Consider the following 22,600-nt stretch of genomic DNA (forward strand, 5'->3'; position numbering starts at 1 on the left):
TTTTCGCTGATTTGTCAACCGGTGACAATCAATGCTTTTCCCAGCGGAGAAGTTAGAAACGCGACACCCGCTAAGCCAGCGGCAGCGCCATCACTATCGCGTCTTCACGCCCATTGGCAGCAGGGTAGTAGTTACGGCGGATGGTCACTTCATTAAAGCCGAGATCTTCGTACAGCGCGATGGCGGCACGGTTAGAGGCACGCACTTCAAGCCACAGCGTAAACACGCCACGGGGTTCCAATTGTGCAATTAGCGCTTCGAGCAGTTGGCGGCCAAAGCCACGGCGCTGCCAGTCTGGATGAATGGCGATGTTGAACAGCGTGGCTTCATCCAGCACGATCTGGGTAATGGCAAAACCTGCCATCTGCCCGTCAACTTCCAGTTTCAGATTCAGGTAACGATCGCCCTGATTACTGGCAAAGGTAGCTTGTGTCCAGGGAAAGGCGTGGCTGGCTTGCTCAATCTTGAAGGCTGTGGCCAGATCGGCCGCGTTCAGGGTAGAAATAGTGTTCATGATGACAAATCTGCTGCCAGAGTGCGCGTTTGGCACTCGCATCGAGAGAAAGCTCGGCCAGAGCCGGGCTATAGAGCTGCGCGCCGGCCACCGCAAGCGGCTCCGCAACGCCCAACCGCCAACTGTTGCATTCGGTATCCTCAGGCAGCATGGCCACCTGGTCCGGTGTCAGGCCGTAGGTTTGCGCCGGGGTCAATCCCAGGCTGCGCAGCACGTCGCAAAATAGCGGATCGTTATGCTCAGGCAAGGTCTGCGCTACGACCAACAAACGCACCTCAGGTGGCAGGCTGACCGCTACTTCGCCCTGCAACACGCCCGGGCGGCGCAATGTCCACTGCGTAATACCCAGTTGTTGTAACAGCCAGTCGCGTTTTGATGCCATGCCGATTCCTGTCAGGATCTACCTGTTGTGGTGCGCCATGCCTGCCATGCGCCGCGCTATGCTAACAAACCCGCACGGCCTGCGCCAACATCCCTTCATCTTTCGTCAACGGCATCGGGTATATAAACCCGTCGAACATATCGCCACAAAGCTCTATAATCCCCGGTCTAATTTCTAGGAGCCAAAACCTGATGTCTGCATTAACCCCCGCCAGTGAAGTTATGCTGCGCCACAGTGATGAGTTTATTGAACGCCGCGTTCTGTTTGCCGGTGACCTGCAGGATACCCTGCCGGCCCAATTCGAGGCCGCGGATGTGCGTGTCCATACCCAACAATACCATCACTGGCAGTTACTGAACCGGGCGATGGGCGACAACGTGCAGTTTGGTCTGACCGTGGACGCCGCGTTCGTCGCCGAGTGCGATACGCTGATCTACTACTGGCCGAAGAGCAAACAGGAAGCGCAATTCCAGTTGTGCAACATTCTGGCGTTACTGCCAGTCGGCGCTGACGTGTTCGTGGTCGGTGAGAACCGCAGCGGCGTACGCAGCGCAGATCAGATGGTGGAAGACAACATCACACTGGTTAAAATCGACAGCGCTCGCCGCTGTGGCCTGTATCACGGTCGTCTGGATACTCAGACCGAGTTCGCACTGGAAGACTGGTGGGAAAGCTATCAATTACACGATCTGGAAGTGAAAACACTGCCGGGCGTGTTCAGCCGTGATGGCTTGGACGTCGGGAGTTCACTGCTGCTGTCTACACTGGATAAACACATGAAAGGCAAAGTGCTGGACGTAGGTTGTGGTGCCGGTGTCATGGCTTCCGTGTTGTCCAAGATGTCACCAAAGATGAAGCTGACCCTCAGCGACGTCAATGCGGCCGCCATTGAATCCAGCCGTGCAACCCTGGCCGCCAACGGCATTGAAGGTGAAGTGATCGTCAGTAACGTCTATTCCGACATTACCGGCCGTTTCGATCTGATTATCTCCAACCCGCCGTTCCATGATGGCCTGCAAACCAGCCTGACTGCGGCCGAAACGCTGATCCGCGGTGCGTTAAAACACCTGCCGATTGGTGGTCGTCTGCGCATCGTGGCCAACGCCTTCCTGCCGTATCCGGACATTCTGGACGCCACCTTTGGCAGCCATGAAGTGCTGGCACAAAACGGCCGCTTCAAGGTTTATCAGGCGACCGTAGCCCGTGCGCCACGCGATACCAAGAAGAAAAAATAAGTCAGATTGCCCGCTCATTCCGGGAATCAGGGCGCAGCGTTCACACGCCGCGCCCTTTTTATTTAGCCGTTAATATACGTCATCGACTCCGCACCGTAGCGGTTGCCCGCGACCGCCTCTGCCGGGAACACAGCCTCAATTGCCGCCAGTTCAGCCTGGCTAAGCGCCAGTTCCGCTGCTGCGATGTTCTCTTCCAGATAACGGCGACGTTTGGTGCCCGGAATCGGCACAATATGCTCGCCCTGTGCCAATACCCAGGCCAACGCCAATTGCGATGGCGCCACACCTTTTTGTTTCGCCAGCTCGGTCACTTTCGCCACCAAAGCCAGGTTACGGGCAAAGTTATCCCCCTGGAAGCGCGGATTGCTACGGCGGAAATCATCGGCATCCAAATCTTCAGGCCGCTGGATCGCCCCAGTCAGGAAACCTCTCCCCAGCGGACTGTAAGGAACGAAACCGATGCCCAGACGCTCGCAGGCCGCCAATACGCCTTGCTCGGCATCACGCGTCCACAGTGAATACTCGGTTTGCAACGCGGTGATCGGATGCACCTTGTGTGCTCGCTCAAGCGTAGTAACCGAAGCTTCGCTAAGCCCAATGTGACGGATCTTCCCTTCACGGATCAGATCCGCCATGGTGCCCACAACATCCTCAATGGGCACCTGCGGATCGACCCGGTGCTGGTAATAAAGGTCAATTTCATCGACCCCCAACCGCTTCAGACTGCCTTCAACCGAACGACGAATGTATTCCGGCCTGCTGCTGACGCCGCGTGCGGCAGGATCGGTGGGATCGCGCAGGATGCCGAACTTCGTCGCTAAAAATACCTGCTGCCGTTTGCCCTTGATCGCCTGCCCCACCAGTTGCTCGTTCGTGTGTGGGCCGTACATGTCGGCGGTATCCAGCAGTGTGACCCCCAGCTCCAATGCCCGGTGCAGTGTGGCGATGGCCTCTTTTTCGTCCTGCGCGGTCGAATAGAAATCACTCATCCCCATGCAGCCCAAACCCAGAGCAGAAACAGTCGGGCCATTGGGGCCTAATTGACGTTGTTGCATTGTATTGCCCTCATACCGTGGATTGATATCGCAACAAAGTCTGGTTGTTTACCCTGCAAAGATAAATAATGCGAATTGCTCATCACTGTTCATAAATCGCTAACAATACGGAGAAACCGATGGATCAGATCCAGGCCATGCGCATTTTCACCCGTATCGTCGAATTGGGCAGCTTCAGTCGGGCGGCCGAGCGTCTGCAATTGCCACGAGCCACGGTCAGTAATGCGCTCAAGCGACTGGAACAACGCCTCGGCGTACGCCTGCTGATCCGCACAACCCGTCAGGTACAAGTGACCAGCGAAGGCACGCTTTATTACCAACGCTGTGTGCAGTTGCTGGGGGCATTGGAAGAGGCGGACACTCTGTTTAGCCACCATAAGCTCAAGCCATCCGGCAATATACGCATTGATATGCCCCACTCGTTGGCACGGGAAATCGTTATTCCGGCATTGGGCGACTTTTATCAGCGCTATCCAGAACTCACTCTGTCGCTGGGAGCCAACGACACCCATGTAGACTTACTGCGTGAGGGTGTGGATTGCGTACTGCGCGCCTGGGAAACCGAGGACGACAGCCTGGTGGCACGTCGCATTGCCATGATGCCGCAGTTAACCTGTGCGTCTCCCGGCTATCTGGCGACGTTTGGCGTGCCGCAGTCGATTGATCAATTACAACAGCATCAGGCCGTGGGCTACTTTTCCCTCACCAGCAACCGTAATTACCCCTTGGAGTTTTGTCGTAATGGCAAAGTGGAACTACGCGAACTACCCACCAGGTTAAACGTCAGTGGCGCTGATGCCTACACCTGCGGTTGTCGCGCCGGCCTGGGACTCATACAAGCGTCTCGTTATTCGTTGGCACCTTGGCTGCAAAAGGGGGAATTAGTGGAAGTATTGGCGGAAACACCGCCCCCGCCGATGCCCATTTACATCATGTATCCTCCCGGTCGTTTCCTTGCGCCACGGGTCAGGGTGTTGATTGACTGGCTGATTTGGCTGTTTGAGAACGACAAAAGCAGTGATATGGCTATATTTCCAGCAAACGCCAGCAAACAGGGGAAATAACTATTGACGTACCCGCCAAAATCTCTAGAATTCGCCTCCGTGGTAGCGTTACTCCGGTAATGTTTCTGGTATGCGAAGGTGGCGGAATTGGTAGACGCGCTAGCTTCAGGTGTTAGTGTCCTTACGGACGTGAGGGTTCAAGTCCCTCTCTTCGCACCAAATAACCACATGATTTATATTGCACAGCATCAATGCGAAGGTGGCGGAATTGGTAGACGCGCTAGCTTCAGGTGTTAGTGTTCTTACGGACGTGAGGGTTCAAGTCCCTCTCTTCGCACCAAGCTGGTGATATAAATCGAAAGCAAAATGACAGTATCGACTGTGCGAAGGTGGCGGAATTGGTAGACGCGCTAGCTTCAGGTGTTAGTGTTCTTACGGACGTGAGGGTTCAAGTCCCTCTCTTCGCACCAATCGATAACTCTTCCGGTAACATCCCCAAAGAAACTCCCCATTGAAACGATAAAGAACACGCGAAAGCGTGGTTTTGCGTTTTCAGCCCAGGTTGAAGTTCAAACCGATTGCCGCCAAGCCCCCTGCCAACGCCATGCAAGACGGCAGCAGCAAGTAGTGACGCCAGCGACTGTTAAACAACATCACCAATGTGGCCAGCATCGCGATCACGATGAGTGTACGCAGTTGCATCATATCCAGGTTGATCAATGCCAGTAACGGCATTAGAGCGCATGGCAGCAAAACGCCCCAGGCGCTGGCCAGACGGTTGCCCAGGCACCAACTGACGCCCCACAACCCACACGCGGTAATCATGGCTGCAATCATGATAACCCTACCTTTCAAGTGATAATGATAACCAATATCATATAACACTTTTTTTCACTGCGCATCATTTTCACCCCGACGACCAAACGCGGATGACACAACGGTGGAAAAATGATAGTTTGCCATAAGAAAATTCTTAGTCTTATTCGCATGTTAATAATCACAATCAACAACCATACAATGCGGGTGTTTAATTCATACCGGAAGAATTTTTCGCAACCTTAATTTTTCGACAGATCGATATTGTAAAGAGTGAATCCCGTATGAACGCGCGTTCTTATCAGGAACTGCTGAACAGCAAGCACCGCTTATCATTATTTTTATTTTTGTTGATGAACACTGCGTCTTCCTTATTTACATTATTGGTCCCATTTAAAGATAAACCTGCTTTTACCCTACCGTTATTAGGTATACCGCTATTTTGTCTGGTAGCACTGTTATTTACCTTGCAGTCTCCACGGTTATACGTCAGAAAATTGAATCTATTTTCCTTTGTTATCGGCCTGCTGTGGGCGGCACATATTTACCTTAAAAGTCAGTACTGTGCGCCGAACAACCAAAGTTTTCTATTAATTAGTCTGTTCAGTATGTTTTTTATAAGTGCTATTGCCCTAACGGATAACTTTATCGCTTTCTGTCTGCATGCCGTGCCTTCTGCATTGGTCATTCTATTTTTGGATGGTATGCACAATACGATGCGGATCGTATTCACCACGGTATTGCCGATTATCGCTTTCTCTATCCATCACCTGATGCTCAAACGCAGTGAGCTCTTTACCCAAGCACTGGTGGCTAATCTGTATAACGAACGTGACAGGTTTAGCAATTTAAGCATGATCGATCCGCTAACCGGGCTTTATAACCGCCGTGGCCTGGAAAATAAAATCAATATGCTAACGGCTCCCCCGTCCGGCTGTCATTTCGTGGTGTTACTCGATATCGACCATTTCAAAGCCTATAACGATAACTATGGTCATACCATGGGCGACCAAGCGCTGGTGCAGGTAGCCATCGCTATCCGGGATTCGGTACGTTCACGTGATATTGTGGTGCGCTACGGTGGGGAAGAGTTTTTGGTGCTGCTGACCAACGTGAGTGAAGATTACGCAACTCAGCTGGCTGAACAAGTGCGGCAACGTGTGCAGGAATTAAAAATCCCTCACCGGTTTAACCAATTAGAAGTCACCACAGTCACGCTCAGCGCCGGGATCTCCGCGTTGGACAAACTGGATGTATCGTCGGCTATTCGTGCAGCAGACGCTGCGTTATATCACGCGAAAAACAGCGGTCGTAATAATATTCAGTTGGCGCAAAACACGCAGCCCGCCGCTGTCTGAGCCGGCGGGCGATAAAATTAGCGGCGACGTTGCTGCAAGCCGTAAACAAATACCACGGCAAAGCACAACAGCGGCAACAGATACGACCACGCTGTACTGTAGCGATCCGCCAGCGCCCCCATGAAGTAAGGCATGATGGCTCCCCCGACGATCGCCATGATCATAAAGGAACTGGCACGCTTGGTGTGTTTGCCCATGTTTTTCACACCCAGGGCAAAAATGGTTGGGAACATAATCGACATAAAGAAGAACACGGCGATCAACGCCACCACCGAAACCCCCTCTATGCTGAGCATCACTACGCCGCACAACACAATGTTAATCAGCGAGTAAAACATCAACAACGTGGCAGGTTTGATTCTGCCCATCAGCCAGGTACTGAAGAAGCGCCCCACCATAAAGCAAATCATGGCGATAGAAAGCAAGTAGGACGCGCTTTGGTTGGAAACATCACGCCAGTGTTCGGTAGCATAGTTAATAAAGAACGCGCCAACCCCAACCTGAGCCGCCACATAGAAGAACTGGGTAATCACCCCGCCGACAAAGTGTTTGTGTTGCCACAGCCCTTGAGCGATTTCACCGTGCTCAGGCTGTTCTTCTTCACGGATATCCGGCAGCCGAGTACGACTGAACAAAAAGGCAATCAACAGCACCAACACGGCGATCGCCACGTAGGTCATCTTCACTGCACTCTGGTCACCGCTACTGGTGCCCTGGGTGGCGGAGAAAAACAGCGTACCGCCAATCATCGGACCGATAAACTGCCCCAGACCGTTAAACGACTGGGAAAGATTCAGTCGCCGTTCAGCGCCCTGCGCGTCCCCCAACACCGTTGCATAGGGGTTAGCAGCCGTTTCCAAGCACCCCAACCCACAGGCAATGACAAACAGCGCGAACAGGAACATACCGAAGCTGTTCGCCGACGCGGCGGGCACAAACAGCAATGCCCCCAGCGCATACAAACACAGTCCTATCAGGATACCGGCCTTGTAGCCTTTTTTATCCATAAAATAGCCGGCAGGCAGCGCCACCAGGAAATAGGCACCGAAATACGCGGCCTGTAATAATCCTGATTGCGCCTTGGTAACGTGCAACGTTTCTTGAAAATGTTTATTCAATACGTCTAACAGGCCATACGACAGTCCCCACATAAAGAACAGACTGGTGACCAAGATAAACGCCCAACGCAGATTGGCAGTCGCCCTGGCGCCCGCCTGAGGTGGGGCCACAGTTTTTTCAGCAAGCATTGATATATCCTCGGTAGGGTAAGTTATTGTTGTTTCAAAGAGAATATCCGCTCCATCACCACCCATTTATCGCCCTGCAGCGTCCAGGGGGTGGCGACCTGGTAGTGCCACATCAGGGCTTCCCAGCGCTGCACGTGGGGATTGCTCAGGCTGGCGGCATCAAACCGCACAGCATCGAACTCGGCACTGACGTCAACGATCATGAACAGCCGGGTACCCAGCCGATAAATCTCCATATCCAGGATGCCGTGCTCACGCAGATGAGCAGCAATTTCTGGCCAGATCTGCTGGTGATAACTCAGGTATTCCTCGATCAGCGCCGGTGAATCGACCAAGTCGAGCGCCTGGCAAAAGCGCTGCCCCGTCCCGCCGTTCATGTAATCGCCCGATCAAGATGCAGGTAACCGCCGTCCACCGACAGCCATTGCCCGGTGGTGTGTGACGACCGCGATGAGATCAAAAACACCACGGTATTGGCAATTTCCTGCGGTGTGGTCATCCGTTGTTCTAAAGGAATACGCGCGGTGATCGCGGCCAGTTGCTGTTCAGGCTGCGCGAAGGTATTAATCCAGCGCTGATACTGTGGCGTGATCACTTCTGCCGGTACCACCGCATTCACCCGTACACCTTCATGGCGCAGCGATACCGCCCATTCGCGTGTCAACGCCAGCACCGCACCTTTGGCGGCGGTATAGCCGCTGGTGCCACCCTGCCCACTGAGTGCAGTCTTGGACGCAATGTTAACGATGGCCCCTTTACTCTTTTGCAAGGCTTGCTGGCACAGGTGCGCCATCAAGTAGTAATGAATCAGGTTTTTCTCCAGCGATCCGACAAAGGCTTCACGCCCGGCATCCAACCCTACGCCATCGTTAACACCCGCGTTATTGACCACTGCATCGATACGACCAAAGGTTTCCTGCGTCTGTGCCACTGCCCGCCGACACTCTTGTTCTGCACACAAATCGGTGATGATCACCGTGCTCTGTGGCTGCAAGCGATGCAGCTGCGCCAGAAACTCGGTCTCTGGCATGGCGTTAGTGACAATCACCGGGATTGCCCCTTCTTCCGCCAACAGCTGTGAGATGGCTGCGCCGATGCCAGAACCACCACCGGTAACAATCACCACCTTATCTTTCAGATACAGATCCATAACCAGACTCCGTTAACCCATAAATTCGGCAGGCAGTGCCGCCCCAAATCTCCGCCTGCTGCGAAGGACTCAGCGAGGCGATCGCCTGCTCACTCAGTTGATAAACCTGGCTGTACTCACCCGCCAGCAGGCACACCGGCCAGTCAGATCCGAACATCAGTCGCTGTGGGCCGAATGCCTCCAGCGCCGCCTCAAAAAACGGTAACAACTGAGACGTTTGCCACTGCCCATTGGGCACTTCAGTGATCAACCCGGACAGTTTGCAAACCACATGCCCTAACGCCGCCAGCGGTTTGATTTGCTGCGCCCAGTGTTCGGCCCCCTGCGCGATATCCGGTTTGCCGAGATGATCCAGCACCAACCAATAATCGTCGTGCTCAGCAGCAAACTGTGCTGCCGCGGCCAAATGCCGGTGGGTGACTAAAATGTCGTAGGTATAACCCTGTCGCTGCAACGCCTGCATGCCACGTCGCACTTCTGAACGTGCCAACCAGGCGCCCGGCTCTGGTTCGTCCTGCACTTGATGACGCAAACCCCGTAGCAAAGGTTGTTGGCGCAGCTCATCAAGCCGCTGCGCCAGTTGCGGTGCGGTAATGTCCAGCCAACCCACCACGCCACATACGCCCCTGCTCTGCTGTACCTGCGTCAGTAGCATCTGGGTTTCCTGCTCGCAGTGGCGGGCCTGCACCACCAGCGCACCGTCAAAACCGTGGCATTTCAGCAAGGGGGCCAGTTCTGCCGGGCCAAAATCTTGCCGTAGTACCGCCATCTGTTCGCTGATCCACGGATAGCGTTGCGGATGGTAATGCCAGTAATGTTGATGGGCGTCGATACGCAGCATGGGCTGTTTCCCGTTCAACCGCGGAACCGATACTGCTCGAGCGACGATGCATGCATTTCGATCGAATAACCGGGATTGAGCGGTGGCATGTAGGCCGCTCCCTTGATGTCACAAGGGTGGACAAAATGTTCATGCAGATGATCGACGTATTCAATGACCCGACCGTCGTGGGTACCTGCAATGCACAGGTAATCAATCATCGACAGATGCTGGACGTATTCGCACAGACCTACACCGCCCGCATGCGGGCATACCGGCAGGTTGTATTTGGCGGCCATCAACATCACTGCCAAGACTTCATTAACGCCGCCAAGACGACACGCGTCGATCTGCACCACATCAATCGCTTCACGCATGATGAACTGCTTGAACAGGATACGGTTTTGACACATCTCGCCGGTGGCAACCTTAACCGGGTAAACGCCCTCGCGGATGCGGCGGTGTCCTTCCACATCGTCCGGACTGGTAGGCTCCTCGATAAACCAGGGTTTGGCGAATGCCAGATGTTTCACCCAGGGAATGGCGTCGTTAACTTCCCATACCTGGTTCGCATCAATCATCAGTTGACGATCAGGACCGATGACCTCGCGAGCGATACGCACCCGACGGATATCGTCTTCCAGATCGCGACCCACCTTGAGCTTCAGATAGGAGAAACCCGCGTCGACCGCTTCCTGACACAACCGACGCAGTTTGTCGTCCGGGTAACCCAACCAGCCAGCGGACGTGGTGTAACAGGGGTAGCCTTCTTCCAGTAGGCGCTCCAGACGCTGTGCTTTGCCTTCTGCCCGCTGTTTGAGCAAGCTGAGTGCCTCTTGCGGTGTAATGCAGTCGGTGATGTAACGAAAATCGATACAACGTACCAGTTCCTCTGGCGTCATCTCTGCCACCAGTCGCCACACTGGCTTACCCACTGCTTTGGCCCACATATCCCATACCGCATTGATCACGGCGCCGGTCGCCAGGTGAATCGCGCCCTTGTCCGGCCCAATCCAACGTAACTGGCTGTCGCCGGTGAAGCGCCGCCAGAAGGCCCCCATATCGGCAGTGATCTCCTCGAGTTGAACCCCGACGATCTGGTGCTCCAGTGCCCGGATCGCCGCGCAGCAGATCTCATTGCCACGGCCGATGGTAAAGGTCAGCCCGTGGCCGGTGAGATCTTCGTGGTCGGTCTCCAGGATCACATAAGCGGCAGAGTAGTCTGGATCCGGGTTCATTGCGTCGGAACCGTCCAGCGCCAGCGAGGTCGGGAAGCGAATATCTTCAACCCGCAGTGCGGTAATCGTCGTCATGGCAATGCTCCTCATCAGGCTTGTACGGTTGTTTGACGCTGTTCACCCAGTCCTTCAATGCCCAGACGCATTGTCTGTCCGGCCTTCAGGTAGATTGGCTGCGGTTTCTGTCCCATGCCGACGCCCGGCGGTGTGCCGGTGGAGATCACATCGCCCGGTTGCAGACTCATGAAACGACTCAGATAGCTGATGATGTGCGGAATGCGGAAGATCATGGTGCTGGTGTTGCCGTCCTGATAGCGTTTGCCGTCCACTTCCAGCCACAGATTCAGGCTGTGGGGATCGGCGATTTCGTCGGCCGTGACCAGCCAGGGGCCTGTCGGGCCAAAAGTATCGCACCCTTTGCCTTTGTCCCAGGTGCCACCGCGTTCGATCTGGAATTCACGCTCGGAGACGTCGTTAATCACGCAGTAACCGGCGACGTGACGCATTGCATCCTGCTCGCTGATATAACGTCCGCCCTGACCAATGATCACCCCTAGTTCCACTTCCCAGTCGGTCTTGACCGAGTCACGTGGGATCTGCACCTCGTCGTTCGGCCCGACCACGGCGCTGGTCCACTTGCTGAACACCACGGGTTCAGGCGGGATCGCTGCGCCGGTTTCCGCTGCGTGATCGGCGTAATTCAGACCAATGCAGATAAATTTACCGATACTGCCGACGCAAGGGCCAAGCCGCGGCTGGCCCTGCACCAACGGCAGACTGGCGATATCCAGCGCGCGCAGTTGATCCAATGCGGCGGGCAACAGTGCGTCACCACTCAGATCGGCGATATGCTGCGAAAGGTCACGGATTTGACCGTTATCATCGAGAATTCCGGGGCGTTCTTGCCCAGGTGCGCCATAGCGTAAAAGTTTCATGCAGTCCTCTCTGAAAAAGTATGTCGGAGGAAGGGATCAGCAATCTGATACCCCATTCCTCAATTGCTCCAACCGCCATCAATAATCTGCACCGTACCGGTGGTGTAAGAGCTGGCATCGGACGCCAGATACAGCGCCAACTGGGCTATTTCACCGGTGGTGCCGATGCGACCAATTGGCTGACGGGCAACGAACGCCTGATACACCTCTTCTTCACTTCGCCCCTGTTCACGCGCCTGCTCAGCAATACGTTGACGCAACGACGGTGACTCCACCGTGCCGGGGCAAATGGCATTGCAACGAATGCCTTGCGTGACGTAATCCGCCGCGACAGAACGTGTCAGGCCGATCACTGCGGCTTTGGTGGCGCTGTAGGCAAAGCGGTTCGGTACCCCTTTCACACTGGAGGCAACTGAAGACATGTTGATAATCGAACCGTTTTTGCGCGCCAACATGCCGGGCAGGAAGGCGCGGATCATGCGGAACATCGCGGTCACATTAAGATCGACGGCGAAAGCCCATTGATCCTCACTGCATTCCAGGATCGAACCGCTGTGCACCACGCCCGCACAGTTGAATAACACGTCGATCGGTCCAAGCGTTTCTGCCGCTGCGGCGATCGCCACGGGATCGGTCACGTTCAGCGTCATCGGCTGAATGCCGGGCAATCCCCGCAGTTGTTCAGTGTTGATATCGGTGGCAATGACATCCGCGCCTGCATCGGCAAAAAGCCTGGCGGTGCTGAAGCCAATCCCCTGCCCAGCCGCAGTAATCAGCACGCGTTTTCCGGTTAAATTCATTTTCGCTCCCCTGGCTCAAAGGTCTAATGGTCAGGCCACTAAGGGCGGTTAAAGGTCAGGCCTTTAACATGACAAAAGACGCTGTTCGCGTTATGGTTTGGTGATAATGTTATAAGACACAGTTAAAACAGCATTTTGGTTAACCAATTTTTTACACTTGAATAACTATTACTCAAGCAGCTTGACTAATAATTGTGCGCTGAATCACTTTTACCCGAACAGCCTAAGGTAACATATGCCGATCACTCGACTGGAAAACCCAAGGATTTACAGACAGATAGCTGACCAACTGAAACGGCTTATCGATAATAATGAATTTCCTCCGGGCAGCCGCCTGCCGTCCGAGCGAGATCTGGCTCAGCAGCTACAAGTTAGCCGTGCTTCCGTCCGTGAGGCGCTGATTGCGCTGGAAGTGATCGGATTGGTGGATGTCAAAGTGGGCAACGGGGTGATCGTCCGCGCACAGACGCCGGTGTTGGCCTCGCAGGAACCGGTAATGACGCAGGCCGGGCGTGATCAGTGGGCAGAAATCGATGATGAACTGAATATCGAGCTGGATTTTAACGCCGAGCTGCCGCCTTTCTCACTGCTGCAAACTCGCCTGTTGATCGAACCGGAAACCGCCGCCCTGGCCGCACGTCATGCCACAGATCTGGAACTGGTCGGCATTCGTGAAGCTTATGAGCAAAACTGCCGCGATAACCGCGCGGGCTCAGCAACCCACCCCGGCGATCGGCTGTTTCATATCCGCATCGCCCAGGCCAGCGGTAACCCGGCCTATGCATTTATCATCGGCCATCTGCTCGGCCACCGTTATGGCAGCATGTTCCGTGTACTGCAACGCCACTATACGCCTGACGATATGCCACACCGTTCCGAGCAAGAACACCGGGAGATTCTGGCGGCAATTGAAGCACGTGACGTACGCGGCGCGCGCAAGGCGATGAAAGCCCATTTGGATGAAGTGATCGCCATTTTCACCCGCGCACAGTAGGTCAATCGGGCTTCACTTGGGCGGTGGAAAATTTTTTATCAAAACGCTCTTTTTTCCACATGCAGCCAAGGCCCAGGCACATTACACTGACATCAGACCGTACCCTATGGCTTTCAAGTTGCAGCTAGGCGGCCAGCTCGCTCATCCTCAAGTCAGGTAGTGGCGCTGCATACTGCCCTTTAAAATGGATAACGACCGTTGAAGAACTCTTTCTCCGCTTCATTGCTGGCGCTGTGCCTGTGTGCCGCACCGCTGGCCGCGCAGGCCGCCGCCCCGCAACTGGCTTCGCAAATCGTCGACCAGTATGCCGAACATATTTTCTACAACAGCGGTGCCACCGGTATGGCGCTGGTGGTGATCGACGGTAATCAGGTGGTTAACCGCAGTTTTGGTGACACCAAACCCGGGAATAACCTGCGCCCACGCCCGGATTCACTGATCCGCATCGCCTCCATCACCAAGCTGATGACCAGCGAGGTAATGGTTAAGATGGCGGCGGAAGGTCGGGTTAAGCTCAATGACCCATTGCGTAAATATGCCCCGCAGGGCGCTTACGTACCGGCTTATAACACTCGCCAACCCATCACACTGCTGAACCTGGCAACCCACACCAGCGCACTGCCGCGTGAACAGCCAGGCAAGAAGCCGCCAAAGACACCAGTATTTACCTGGCCGACCAAAGCGCAACGCTGGCAATGGCTGGAACACGCCAACGTCACCGTACCACCGGGCGTACGTGCTTCTTATTCCAACCTGGCGTATGACCTGCTGGCAGATGCACTGTCACGCGCAGCAGGTAAACCATACAGCGCGCTGCTGAAGGAAAAAATCACCGCACCGCTCGGCATGGTCGACACCACCCTCACTCCAAGTGCCGAACAGTGTTCACGCCTGATGGTGGCTTCGGCTGGACCGAGTGCCTGCCGTGACACAACGGCTGCCGGGGGCAGTGGCGGTGTTTACTCCACCCCACGCGACATGCAACGTTGGATGCAACAGTTCCTTACCTCTAACGTCTCAGGCTCACGCAAATCGACCGCTGCCAGCGAACAGACCATGTACTTCCAGCGTAACGATCTGGTCTCGTTGAAAGGCATGGACGTACCGGGCGAAGCCAGCGCACTGGGTCTGGGATGGGTATATATGGCGCCAAACGGCGAGCTGCCCGGGATAATTCAGAAAACGGGTGGTGGCGGCGGCTTTATTACCTATATGGCAATGATTCCGCAGAAAAATGTTGGGGTATTTGTGGTCGTTACTCGCTCAGAACTGAGCAAATTCACCAATATGAGCGATCCAGTTAACCGGCTGGTGGGCGAATTAGCCGCCAATAAAAGCTAAGGTTAAGGGGTGCAGCATGCCGCTGCACCCCGTTAATCTCAGGCTAAACTCATCTCGTGTATCACCGGATGGAAGTTGCGCTTGAAGTAGATCAAGCCGTTGCCCGCCGCACTCACCACAATCTGACGGATCTGAACCAGATACACCTGATGGGTGCCAATACTCTGGATCTGCTCAATCTCCCCTTCCAGACTCGCCAGCGTATTACGTAACACCGGTTGGCCCAACGCACCGTTTTGCCATTCATCCAGACGGAAACGCTCTTCCATGCTGACCTCCGTCATACCGGCAAAGTGGCGCGCCATCAGCTCTTGCTCATGGTTCAACACGTTGACGCACAGTCGCTGATTCGCCTGGAAAACCGGGTTCATCGCGCTGTTACGGTTGATACACACCAGTAACGTCGGTGGCGTATCCGTCACTGAGCACACTGCGGTGGCGGTAATACCACAGCGCCCCGCCGGGCCATCGGTCGTCACGATATTCACCGCCGCAGACAGGCTGGCCATAGCGTCGCGAAACAGCAGACGGTGTTCATTTTCCTGAGACATACAAACCTCCTACCGGATCACTTAAGCAGTTTATCCAGTTGATTAATATCGTCATTGTTATGCAGATGCGGTACTTTCCAGCCATATTGATCGTAATCGGACAGGCATTTGTCGACCATTTCCATCATCTTGCCCATGGTGCCAGATCCTTGTGCATGACGCAGACATTGTAGACGGATCTCGTCCTGGCTACCGGCATAGTTGATCTCATACAACTCGTGACGACCGCCGAATTCACTGCCGATCGCATCCCACATCAATTTGAGGATCTTGATACGTTCGACATGATCCATGCCGTCAGATCCGCGCACATAGCGAGACAGATACTTGTCGATCTCTGGGTTATTCATGTCACGCACACTCGACGGCAGGTAAATCAAACCGCTGGTGACGTTCTTTTCGATGATGTTCTTCACCTTGGCGTAGGCCATCGGCGCCATCACGCGATACGTCTGCAACGCGGCGGAATCCGGCAGATAAGCACCGTTTTCCCACTTGGTGGCTTCAGCGCACATTGCATCGCTCAACGACCAGAACAGATTACGCCAGGCGACCACTTCACCGAGATCGGCCTGCACGCCACGGAATTCAAGCACCCCAGTACAAGACAGGCTTTTTTGCAGCAGTGCGGTAATAAAGTCCATTTTCACCGCCAGGCGTACGCACGCCTGTAACGGGAACAACCGGGCAAATCCGCCTTCAGTGCTCCAACGACGGCAACGATCGAAATCACGGTAGATCAGGACGTTTTCCCACGGGATCAACACATGATCCATGATCAGGATCGCATCGTTTTCATCAAAACGGCTCGATAGCGGGTAATCAAACGGCGATCCGGTGGCACCAGCGACCAATTCATAAGAAGCACGGGAGATCAGTTTCACTCCTTCGGCGTCCATCGGTGCGACAAACATTAGTGCGAAGTCCGGGTTATCGCCCATCACCTGTGCCGAGCCAAAGCCGATAAAGTTGTAGTGAGTCAGCGCCGAGTTGGTCGCCACCACTTTAGCGCCGCTGACGATGATGCCGGCATCCGTCTCTTTTTCCACCTTAATGAACACATCTTTCACTTCGTTAACCGGCTTGTGGCGATCAATGGGCGGGTTGACGATAGCGTGGTTAAAGTACAGGCCGGTTTCCTGAATACGTTTGTACCAGTGGCGCGCGTTGTCAGCGAACTGGCCATAAAACTCCGGATTGGCACCCAGTGCGCAACCAAACGCCGCTTTGTAATCTGGGGTACGTCCCATCCAACCGTAGCTCTGACGTGACCAGTCGGCGATGGCATCGCGCTGCTGACGCATTTCTTCAGGGCTGCGGGCGTAGCGGAAGAATTTGTGAGTGTAACCGCCGTTGCCGGTGTCGGTATTCCAGCACAGACGATCCTGGCTGACCGGATCGTGCAATGAGTCATACAACTGGCCGACTGACGCCGCCGCGTTACGGAACGCCGGGTGAGTGGTCACATCTTTCACTCGCTCGCCGTAGATGTAGATTTCACGGCCGTCCTGCAAACTTTTAAGATACTCAGCCCCGGTGAACGGACGTTTGCTGTCAGCACGAAAGTCTTCTGGTTTCATTCGTTGTCTTCCTCGTAATCGGCATTTTATGGGCCGTGTATTCGGCCACTTGTTAAAATAATGTTTTCTTTTGGTTGCTTAATTGAAGCTCTCAACGCCGATTTCGAGAAGAGACTTTTGCGGCAATCGCGGGTACTTTTCAGGTGGGTTTGCCGCTTTCGCGGCAAAGTGTGATCCAGGTGCTGTCCTGCTTTTACGAAAGAGGATGTTGTGCGGCGCGGTAGCTTGAGGGAGAGCAACCTTCCAGCCGATTGAAAAAACGGGCGAAATAGGCCGGATCCTTAAAACCCAGGCTATAAGCGGTTTCATGCACCGTGCAGGCACTGAACAGCAGCATACGCTTGGCTTCACGCAACACACGATCGAATATCAGTCGTTTGGGAGGCTGATTGGCAAAACGCCGACACAGGTCATTGAGCCGTGATTCGGTCACTCCCAGCGCCTGGGCATAGTCCGGTACCGGCAGGTGATCGCGGAAACGTTCATCCACCATCTTGTTAAAGCGCTGGAACAACTTCAGCTCACCGCGCACGCCGCTGGTCGCAGAATCTTCCAGTGCGGCATTGCGTAACAGCAGAGTCAATACCGCCTGTGCCAACAGCGCCAGCGTCTGCTCGCGACCGGCCAGCCCTTGGCTGAACTCACGGCGGATCAACGCCCAATAATGGCTGAGCGCCGTCAATTCGTGTGGCGCATCTGCCATCGACAAACAGATACCTGGCATATCCAGTGCCAAATTGCTGCCAGGGTACAAGCGTTCCAGCAACGGCCATATCAGCTCCTGACGCACCGTCAATACGTGACCATCGCTGTCCGGTTCAGTGAAGAAGGCATGTGGTACCGAGGGCGGTGTCAGGATAAATAACGGGGCCTGCACCGAATAGTGTTGGCTGTCCAACTGCAACTCAATCTTGCCGGTCTCCAGGAAATGTACCTGGAAGAAACGGTCATGCCAGTGCACCTGCATATCGCGGCCAAAAAACGCCGCCAGCCCAGCGAAGGTTTCGTAGTGCACTTCATCCGTGGCGTAACGCGCATCGTATTCTTTGCATATATCGATATTGGCGATAAAACCGGTACTTTTCTGCACATCATCCTCCCTCAGCGATGAGATCAGTGATAAGCCTTATTAGGCATCATTGTCGCAGGCAGTTTGGCCATGGACAGCGCACATGAACCCATTCCGTAAGGTTTACGAGCACTGTCCCAGGCCAAAATGGCTAATATCAAGCTTATGGTGTGGCCCGTGGACGCGAGCCTTGCATCGGAATACGCCACACGATCAGTGCGCCGATGATCAACAATGCCGAAACAAAATACAGTCCGGAGTTAAAGCTGCCGGTCAGGTCCTTGAACCAGCCGATCAACAGCGGGCTAACCGCCGATCCTATATTGCCTGTGGCATTGATCACCGCGATCCCAATTGCACGAGCCTCCAGACTGATCGACTGATCCGGTGTGGTCCAGAAGATCGCCATTGCCGTGAAAGACCCCACCGATGCCATCACGATCCCCAACAATTGGATCATGCTGTGGTCGGTCGCCGAAGCCAGCAACCACCCGGCTGCGGCAAACAGGTACGGAAGCGCCGTATGGTGTTTACGTTCCTGCAATCGATCCGATCGTTTACTCCACCAAATCATCCCGGCAATGGTACAGATCTGCGGGATCGCCGCCAGAATACCGATCACAATGTTGCTGCTGCCTTGATTGAAGCTCTGCAAGATCTGCGGCGTCCAGATGTTGATGGCGCTCAGCGTATTGGTCAGGCAGAAGTAAGCCAGCGTATACATCAGCACAATTGGCGTGAACACTTCCCGCCACAGGCTGCGCTGCTGCATCGCCCGATGGCTGCCCGGCCCATTGGGCTGTACCAGTTGCAGCTTATCAGCATCCATCATCGCCTTCAGGCTGCTTTTTTCTTCATCGGTCAGCCATTTGGCTTTGGCCGGGGTATCGTCCAGATAGAACCACACCACTACACCCAGCAGCACCGAAGGAATCCCCTCCACCAAGAACAGCCATTGCCAGCCTTTGAGGTTCATCAGGCCGTCCAGTGCCAAAATATAGCCGGATACCAACGAACCGATCGCCATGGTCACTGGCATAGCAATCATAAATAACGCATTGGCACGGGCACGGTAAAACGCTGGGAACCAGTAGGTGAGGTACACCAAAATGCCCGGCAGAAAACCGGCTTCGGTAATGCCGACGATCATCCGTAGCACATACAAACTTGTCGGCCCGGTGGCAAATAGGGTGCAGGTTGAGGCGATCCCCCACAACACCATGATGGTCGCGATCCAGCGTCGTGCCCCCACGATCCCCAGCATGATATTGCTCGGGATACCAAAGATCACATAGGTGACGTAGAACAAGGTCGCTGCCAGGCCAAACATGGTCGAACTGAGGCCGAGATCCTTACCCATCGTCAACCCGGCGAAACCGATATTGATGCGGTCGAGAAAAGAGAAAACAAACAGCACAAACAGGAAAATAATCAGTCGCCGAAATAACTTTTTAATCACCGATTGCTCGGCGGCGGTTAACGCTTTATGTTGCTGCGCCGGATTGACCGGCGGCAGCGAATCGACGTTGCTCATGGTGTCTTCTCTCAGTCTAATAAACGCTCGGGGATTGCACAGGTGGCTGCTCTTGTTTAAAGCGGCTTGCCAGGGTTTCCGCCGCTCGCGCCAGCAGAGTGGTATCCACGCCCACCGCAACAAACAGCGCACCAGACGCCAGGTAATGCTGCGCCAGTTCCGGATTAGCCGTCAAAATGCCCGGTGCTTTGCCGGCTGCGCTGATACGCGCAATAGCATCGTCGATAGTGCGCTGCACCTCCGGTTGCTGCGGATTACCGGCAAACCCCATATCCGCGCTCAAATCCGCCGGACCGATAAATACCCCGTCGACGCCTTCCACCTCCAGGATCTCGTCCAGATTTTTCACTGCCTCACGTGTTTCGATCTGCACCAATACACACATCTGTGCATCAGCCTGTTGCAGATAATCCGGTACCCGATTCCAGCGAGAGGCCCGCGCCAACGCACTGCCGACACCGCGTATACCGTTCGGCGGATAACGGGTGGCACGCACCGCATCACGCGCCTGTTCGGCGTTCTGAATCATCGGGATCAGCAGCGTTTGCGCACCAATATCCAACAATTGCTTAATCATCACCGCGTCATTCCAGGCCGGGCGTACCACCGGATGGCTCGGGTAAGGCGCGATAGCCTGCAACTGGCCCAGCACCGTTTGTACGTTGTTAGGCGCGTGTTCACCGTCGATTAACAGCCAATCGAAACCGGAACCGGCCAGCAGTTCTGCGCTGTAACTGCTGCATAAACCCAGCCACAGGCCAATCTGCGGGCGCTTTTCCTGCAACGCCTTCTTAAAAGAGTTGGTTAACATCACATTCTCCCTGATTAACGGGCGCAGCCAGCAGCGCCCCGACACGCTTGAGGTTCGGCCTACCGAACCGGCTGATTACACAAACCGGCAGCTAATGCAGCCCATCGGGCCGTAATCCGCATGGAAGGTGTCGCCGCGCCGAGCGGCAACTGGCCGGGTGAAGGAGCCGCCAAGGATCACCTGACCAGCCTCCAGTTCCACGTCATACGGGAACAGCTTGTTGGCCAACCAGGCAACACCATTAGCCGGGTGGTTCAGCACTGCCGCCGCCACGCCAGACTCTTCGATGACGCCATTGCGGTACAGAAGTGCACTGATCCAACGTAGATCCAATGCATCCGGTTTGATCGGTCTACCGCCCATCACCACACCGGCGTTGGCGGCGTTATCGGAAATGGTGTCGAACACCTTGCGGGGACGCTGCGTTTCGGGATCGACGTTATGGCTACGTGCATCAATGATCTCCAGCGCCGGAATGATGTAATCCGTGGCGTTGTAGACGTCAAACAGTGTGCAATTCGGCCCACGCAATGGCTTGGCCAGCACAAATGCCAACTCAACCTCAACGCGTGGCACGATAAAACGATCGATGGGAATGTCGCTGCCGTCATTGAAAAACATGTCATCAAGTAAGGCGCCAAAATCCGGTTCAGTGATCTGCGAACTGACCTGCATAGCACGCGATGTCAGGCCGATCTTATGGCCCTTCAATGTGCGGCCTTCGGCGATCTTTAGCGCCACCCATTGCCGCTGAATGGCGTAAGCGTCTTCGATGGTGATCTCGGGATGATCCAGTGATAACGCGCGGATCTGCTCACGATTCTGCTCCGCCTGATGCAAACGCTGCACGGCACGGCTAACCAGCTCTTTATCCAACATTGACGGCCCCTTACTCTTTGCGGAATAGCGCGTGGACATTGTTTTGTTTGTAGTTCAACACCGGATCCAGCTCTTCCATGGTGAAGGACAACGCCAGATAGCGGCTGGCCATCAACGCAGCGAAGTGCTCGGTGATCAGAGCGAACAACATTTCTCCCACTTGTTCACGGCTCTCCAGACTGCGGCCGTGACCAATCTTCAGCGTCATATGCACGAAGGCGTAATCCTGCTTGCCGTCGGCCATCTGCCAGGTATCCAGCCAAATAGCGCGGCTGCGTACGCCGGCCAACGGGAAAATGCCGGTGTCCGCCAGCGCCTGATTAACCTTGGCGAACAGTGTGGGCAAATCCGCCTCAAGGCGGATATTGTCGGTACATTCAGCGTAAAAATGGGGCATGGATACTCCTCAGGCTTCAGCCGGCAACGGGAACACGGCATTAACCTGCCCGGTGCCTGAACTGGCGAACAACGGCGTAATGAACTCCACTTTGCCGTCATATTTATCCCACCCCAGCAAGCCAAGCAGCATCACGGTGTCATGCATGTTGCCTTCGCCGTAGCAATAATCGGCGTACTCCGGCAGCATTTCGCAAAACTCACGGAAACGCCCTTCTTCCCACAACTTGACCACCCGTTCGTCCATCTGCTGGTCGAACTGACGTGTGTAGCTGTTCATGCCTTCTTCAGCACGTTGGTCGTCGATGAAACGGTGTGAAAGAGAACCGCTGGCCAATACCGCCACCGTACCGTCGTATTTCTCAATCGCGGTTTTTATCGCTTCACCCAAACGGCGGCTGTCGGCAAAGTCATGCACGGTGCAAAACGCCGAAATTGAGATCACCTTGAAATGCTTGTCGCTGTTCATGTAACGCATCGGCACCAACGTGCCGTACTCCAGCTTCAGGCTTGGGATCTCATGCGCTTTGGCTCGTACCCCGAGTTTGCAGGCCTCGGCGGCGATCAGCTGACCTAACGCCGGGTTGCCGTCATATTCGTAGGTCATGTCGCGGATGAAGTGCGGCAATTCATTGCTGGTATACAACCCTTCGAAATGCGGGCTGCAATTGATGTGATAGGCGCTGTTCACCAACCAGTGGGTGTCGAACACAATTATGGTGTCGACGCCCATTTCACGGCAGCGCGCACTGATCTCTTTGTGACCGTCGATCGCCGACTGGCGACAACCGTGGTTTTTTCCTGGAAGTTCCGACAGGTACATCGATGGAACATGCGTAATCTTGGCGGCCAGAGCTAACTTACCCATACAACCTCCTATACCCGGCATCC

Annotated in this window: 24 protein-coding genes and 3 tRNA genes; 8 read left to right on the forward strand and 19 right to left on the reverse strand. The window is 54.8% G+C overall.

Annotated elements, in window-relative coordinates:
* Positions 1 to 70 precede the first annotated feature (70 nt).
* Together rimI and SGR01S_RS10455 are read right to left on the reverse strand one after the other, a co-directional pair.
* Positions 71 to 514 (reverse strand): ribosomal protein S18-alanine N-acetyltransferase, encoded by a 444-nt coding sequence (gene rimI / locus SGR01S_RS10450; protein ID WP_037424153.1) that lies wholly within the window; start codon positions 512 to 514, stop codon positions 71 to 73.
* The gene (locus tag SGR01S_RS10455; RefSeq protein WP_037424156.1) at positions 459 to 896 is read right to left on the reverse strand and encodes a DNA polymerase III subunit psi; all 438 of its coding nucleotides are present in this window, start codon (positions 894 to 896) and stop codon (positions 459 to 461) included. The genes rimI and SGR01S_RS10455 overlap by 56 nt, the downstream gene beginning before the upstream one ends.
* Before the next feature lie 191 nt (positions 897 to 1,087).
* Here SGR01S_RS10455 and rsmC point away from each other — a divergent pair, with 191 nt between their 5' ends.
* Entirely contained in the window at positions 1,088 to 2,131 is a 1,044-nt protein-coding gene (rsmC, locus tag SGR01S_RS10460; RefSeq protein ID WP_061807404.1) for a 16S rRNA (guanine(1207)-N(2))-methyltransferase RsmC, read from the forward strand.
* A gap of 62 nt (positions 2,132 to 2,193) precedes the next feature.
* Here the strand turns inward: rsmC and SGR01S_RS10465 are convergent, their stop codons facing one another.
* Positions 2,194 to 3,186 carry an aldo/keto reductase gene (locus tag SGR01S_RS10465; protein WP_061807405.1) on the reverse strand — a complete coding sequence of 331 codons (993 nt, stop codon included), beginning with the start codon at positions 3,184 to 3,186 and terminating at the stop codon, positions 2,194 to 2,196.
* A gap of 119 nt (positions 3,187 to 3,305) precedes the next feature.
* On the opposite strand from SGR01S_RS10465, the gene SGR01S_RS10470 reads away from it, so the two are divergent.
* The 4 genes from SGR01S_RS10470 to SGR01S_RS10485 all read left to right on the forward strand — a co-directional run bounded on the left by SGR01S_RS10470 (position 3,306) and on the right by SGR01S_RS10485 (position 4,660).
* On the forward strand, positions 3,306 to 4,250 hold the full coding sequence (locus SGR01S_RS10470) for a LysR family transcriptional regulator (RefSeq protein ID WP_061807406.1): 945 nt from the start codon (positions 3,306 to 3,308) through the stop codon (positions 4,248 to 4,250).
* Positions 4,251 to 4,322: 72 nt separating this feature from the next.
* Positions 4,323 to 4,409: transfer RNA gene (locus SGR01S_RS10475), tRNA-Leu, on the forward strand.
* A gap of 34 nt (positions 4,410 to 4,443) precedes the next feature.
* Positions 4,444 to 4,530, forward strand: a tRNA-Leu gene (locus SGR01S_RS10480).
* A gap of 43 nt (positions 4,531 to 4,573) precedes the next feature.
* Positions 4,574 to 4,660: transfer RNA gene (locus SGR01S_RS10485), tRNA-Leu, on the forward strand.
* An 82-nt stretch (positions 4,661 to 4,742) separates the two neighbouring features.
* On the opposite strand, the gene SGR01S_RS10490 is transcribed toward SGR01S_RS10485, so the two are convergent.
* On the reverse strand, positions 4,743 to 5,027 hold the full coding sequence (locus SGR01S_RS10490; protein ID WP_037424165.1) for a DUF1435 domain-containing protein: 285 nt from the start codon (positions 5,025 to 5,027) through the stop codon (positions 4,743 to 4,745).
* Positions 5,028 to 5,290: 263 nt separating this feature from the next.
* Here SGR01S_RS10490 and SGR01S_RS10495 point away from each other — a divergent pair, with 263 nt between their 5' ends.
* Positions 5,291 to 6,364 (forward strand): GGDEF domain-containing protein, encoded by a 1,074-nt coding sequence (locus tag SGR01S_RS10495; RefSeq protein ID WP_061807407.1) that lies wholly within the window; start codon positions 5,291 to 5,293, stop codon positions 6,362 to 6,364.
* A gap of 17 nt (positions 6,365 to 6,381) precedes the next feature.
* Here the strand turns inward: SGR01S_RS10495 and fucP are convergent, their stop codons facing one another.
* From fucP to SGR01S_RS10530, 7 genes are read right to left on the reverse strand one after another with little or no spacing between them, the layout of a single operon-like run.
* A complete protein-coding gene (gene fucP, locus SGR01S_RS10500; protein WP_037424167.1) occupies positions 6,382 to 7,611 on the reverse strand; it encodes an L-fucose:H+ symporter permease in 1,230 nt (409 codons plus the stop codon).
* 23 nt (positions 7,612 to 7,634) lie between these two features.
* Positions 7,635 to 7,988, reverse strand: a complete 354-nt coding sequence (locus tag SGR01S_RS10505) for an L-rhamnose mutarotase (protein ID WP_061807408.1) — start codon at positions 7,986 to 7,988, stop codon at positions 7,635 to 7,637.
* Complete coding sequence (locus SGR01S_RS10510; RefSeq protein WP_061807409.1) at positions 7,985 to 8,761, reverse strand: L-fucose dehydrogenase; 777 nt, start codon at positions 8,759 to 8,761, stop codon at positions 7,985 to 7,987. The genes SGR01S_RS10505 and SGR01S_RS10510 overlap by 4 nt, the downstream gene beginning before the upstream one ends.
* Positions 8,739 to 9,602, reverse strand: coding sequence for an amidohydrolase family protein (locus SGR01S_RS10515; RefSeq protein WP_061807410.1), 864 nt, complete (start codon positions 9,600 to 9,602; stop codon positions 8,739 to 8,741). Before SGR01S_RS10515 ends, SGR01S_RS10510 begins: the two co-directional genes overlap by 23 nt.
* 14 nt (positions 9,603 to 9,616) lie before the next feature.
* Positions 9,617 to 10,894 (reverse strand): L-fuconate dehydratase, encoded by a 1,278-nt coding sequence (locus SGR01S_RS10520; protein WP_061807411.1) that lies wholly within the window; start codon positions 10,892 to 10,894, stop codon positions 9,617 to 9,619.
* A 14-nt stretch (positions 10,895 to 10,908) separates the two neighbouring features.
* Positions 10,909 to 11,754, reverse strand: coding sequence for a fumarylacetoacetate hydrolase family protein (locus tag SGR01S_RS10525; protein WP_037424180.1), 846 nt, complete (start codon positions 11,752 to 11,754; stop codon positions 10,909 to 10,911).
* Between the two features lie 59 nt (positions 11,755 to 11,813).
* Positions 11,814 to 12,554 (reverse strand): SDR family oxidoreductase, encoded by a 741-nt coding sequence (locus SGR01S_RS10530; RefSeq protein WP_037424183.1) that lies wholly within the window; start codon positions 12,552 to 12,554, stop codon positions 11,814 to 11,816.
* A 235-nt stretch (positions 12,555 to 12,789) separates the two neighbouring features.
* On the opposite strand from SGR01S_RS10530, the gene SGR01S_RS10535 reads away from it, so the two are divergent.
* Entirely contained in the window at positions 12,790 to 13,548 is a 759-nt protein-coding gene (locus SGR01S_RS10535) for a FadR/GntR family transcriptional regulator (protein ID WP_037424186.1), read from the forward strand.
* A gap of 198 nt (positions 13,549 to 13,746) precedes the next feature.
* Positions 13,747 to 14,889 carry a D-alanyl-D-alanine-carboxypeptidase/endopeptidase AmpH gene (gene ampH / locus SGR01S_RS10540; protein ID WP_037424189.1) on the forward strand — a complete coding sequence of 381 codons (1,143 nt, stop codon included), beginning with the start codon at positions 13,747 to 13,749 and terminating at the stop codon, positions 14,887 to 14,889.
* Positions 14,890 to 14,927: 38 nt separating this feature from the next.
* On the opposite strand, the gene hpaC is transcribed toward ampH, so the two are convergent.
* The 8 genes from hpaC to hpaD form a co-directional block, all read right to left on the reverse strand.
* Complete coding sequence (gene hpaC, locus SGR01S_RS10545) at positions 14,928 to 15,440, reverse strand: 4-hydroxyphenylacetate 3-monooxygenase, reductase component (RefSeq protein ID WP_037424192.1); 513 nt, start codon at positions 15,438 to 15,440, stop codon at positions 14,928 to 14,930.
* A gap of 17 nt (positions 15,441 to 15,457) precedes the next feature.
* Positions 15,458 to 17,020 carry a 4-hydroxyphenylacetate 3-monooxygenase, oxygenase component gene (hpaB, locus tag SGR01S_RS10550; RefSeq protein ID WP_037424195.1) on the reverse strand — a complete coding sequence of 521 codons (1,563 nt, stop codon included), beginning with the start codon at positions 17,018 to 17,020 and terminating at the stop codon, positions 15,458 to 15,460.
* Between the two features lie 193 nt (positions 17,021 to 17,213).
* Positions 17,214 to 18,110 (reverse strand): 4-hydroxyphenylacetate catabolism regulatory protein HpaA, encoded by an 897-nt coding sequence (hpaA, locus tag SGR01S_RS10555; RefSeq protein WP_037424197.1) that lies wholly within the window; start codon positions 18,108 to 18,110, stop codon positions 17,214 to 17,216.
* 142 nt (positions 18,111 to 18,252) lie between these two features.
* Positions 18,253 to 19,623, reverse strand: a complete 1,371-nt coding sequence (gene hpaX / locus SGR01S_RS10560; protein WP_037424201.1) for a 4-hydroxyphenylacetate permease — start codon at positions 19,621 to 19,623, stop codon at positions 18,253 to 18,255.
* 16 nt (positions 19,624 to 19,639) lie between these two features.
* Entirely contained in the window at positions 19,640 to 20,434 is a 795-nt protein-coding gene (hpaI, locus tag SGR01S_RS10565) for a 4-hydroxy-2-oxoheptanedioate aldolase (protein ID WP_037424204.1), read from the reverse strand.
* 75 nt (positions 20,435 to 20,509) lie between these two features.
* Entirely contained in the window at positions 20,510 to 21,313 is an 804-nt protein-coding gene (gene hpaH, locus SGR01S_RS10570) for a 2-oxo-hept-4-ene-1,7-dioate hydratase (RefSeq protein WP_037424207.1), read from the reverse strand.
* 10 nt (positions 21,314 to 21,323) lie between these two features.
* Positions 21,324 to 21,710: a 5-carboxymethyl-2-hydroxymuconate Delta-isomerase gene (locus tag SGR01S_RS10575; protein WP_037424210.1), complete on the reverse strand. Its 387-nt coding sequence runs from the start codon at positions 21,708 to 21,710 to the stop codon at positions 21,324 to 21,326.
* A gap of 9 nt (positions 21,711 to 21,719) precedes the next feature.
* Positions 21,720 to 22,577: a 3,4-dihydroxyphenylacetate 2,3-dioxygenase gene (gene hpaD / locus SGR01S_RS10580; RefSeq protein WP_061807412.1), complete on the reverse strand. Its 858-nt coding sequence runs from the start codon at positions 22,575 to 22,577 to the stop codon at positions 21,720 to 21,722.
* Positions 22,578 to 22,600: the final 23 nt, after the last annotated feature.

The sequence above is a fragment of the Serratia grimesii NBRC 13537 genome, assembly GCF_001590905.1.
Lineage (GTDB): Bacteria > Pseudomonadota > Gammaproteobacteria > Enterobacterales > Enterobacteriaceae > Serratia > Serratia grimesii.

What these genes read in the sequence shown, in the direction of transcription:
- SGR01S_RS10495 (WP_061807407.1), top strand. Translation starts at nt 5,291, where the DNA reads ATGAACGCGCGTTCTTATCAGGAACTGCTGAACAGCAAGCACCGCTTA.
- hpaC (WP_037424192.1), bottom strand. Translation starts at nt 15,440, where the DNA reads ATGTCTCAGGAAAATGAACACCGTCTGCTGTTTCGCGACGCTATGGCC.
- hpaI (WP_037424204.1), bottom strand. Translation starts at nt 20,434, where the DNA reads ATGTTAACCAACTCTTTTAAGAAGGCGTTGCAGGAAAAGCGCCCGCAG.
- SGR01S_RS10510 (WP_061807409.1), bottom strand. Translation starts at nt 8,761, where the DNA reads ATGGATCTGTATCTGAAAGATAAGGTGGTGATTGTTACCGGTGGTGGT.
- SGR01S_RS10490 (WP_037424165.1), bottom strand. Translation starts at nt 5,027, where the DNA reads ATGATTGCAGCCATGATTACCGCGTGTGGGTTGTGGGGCGTCAGTTGG.
- SGR01S_RS10535 (WP_037424186.1), top strand. Translation starts at nt 12,790, where the DNA reads ATGCCGATCACTCGACTGGAAAACCCAAGGATTTACAGACAGATAGCT.
- SGR01S_RS10525 (WP_037424180.1), bottom strand. Translation starts at nt 11,754, where the DNA reads ATGAAACTTTTACGCTATGGCGCACCTGGGCAAGAACGCCCCGGAATT.
- hpaB (WP_037424195.1), bottom strand. Translation starts at nt 17,020, where the DNA reads ATGAAACCAGAAGACTTTCGTGCTGACAGCAAACGTCCGTTCACCGGG.
- SGR01S_RS10465 (WP_061807405.1), bottom strand. Translation starts at nt 3,186, where the DNA reads ATGCAACAACGTCAATTAGGCCCCAATGGCCCGACTGTTTCTGCTCTG.
- SGR01S_RS10575 (WP_037424210.1), bottom strand. Translation starts at nt 21,710, where the DNA reads ATGCCCCATTTTTACGCTGAATGTACCGACAATATCCGCCTTGAGGCG.
- rimI (WP_037424153.1), bottom strand. Translation starts at nt 514, where the DNA reads ATGAACACTATTTCTACCCTGAACGCGGCCGATCTGGCCACAGCCTTC.
- SGR01S_RS10455 (WP_037424156.1), bottom strand. Translation starts at nt 896, where the DNA reads ATGGCATCAAAACGCGACTGGCTGTTACAACAACTGGGTATTACGCAG.
- hpaD (WP_061807412.1), bottom strand. Translation starts at nt 22,577, where the DNA reads ATGGGTAAGTTAGCTCTGGCCGCCAAGATTACGCATGTTCCATCGATG.
- SGR01S_RS10530 (WP_037424183.1), bottom strand. Translation starts at nt 12,554, where the DNA reads ATGAATTTAACCGGAAAACGCGTGCTGATTACTGCGGCTGGGCAGGGG.
- SGR01S_RS10505 (WP_061807408.1), bottom strand. Translation starts at nt 7,988, where the DNA reads ATGAACGGCGGGACGGGGCAGCGCTTTTGCCAGGCGCTCGACTTGGTC.
- SGR01S_RS10515 (WP_061807410.1), bottom strand. Translation starts at nt 9,602, where the DNA reads ATGCTGCGTATCGACGCCCATCAACATTACTGGCATTACCATCCGCAA.
- SGR01S_RS10470 (WP_061807406.1), top strand. Translation starts at nt 3,306, where the DNA reads ATGGATCAGATCCAGGCCATGCGCATTTTCACCCGTATCGTCGAATTG.
- rsmC (WP_061807404.1), top strand. Translation starts at nt 1,088, where the DNA reads ATGTCTGCATTAACCCCCGCCAGTGAAGTTATGCTGCGCCACAGTGAT.
- hpaX (WP_037424201.1), bottom strand. Translation starts at nt 19,623, where the DNA reads ATGAGCAACGTCGATTCGCTGCCGCCGGTCAATCCGGCGCAGCAACAT.
- fucP (WP_037424167.1), bottom strand. Translation starts at nt 7,611, where the DNA reads ATGCTTGCTGAAAAAACTGTGGCCCCACCTCAGGCGGGCGCCAGGGCG.
- SGR01S_RS10520 (WP_061807411.1), bottom strand. Translation starts at nt 10,894, where the DNA reads ATGACGACGATTACCGCACTGCGGGTTGAAGATATTCGCTTCCCGACC.
- hpaH (WP_037424207.1), bottom strand. Translation starts at nt 21,313, where the DNA reads ATGTTGGATAAAGAGCTGGTTAGCCGTGCCGTGCAGCGTTTGCATCAG.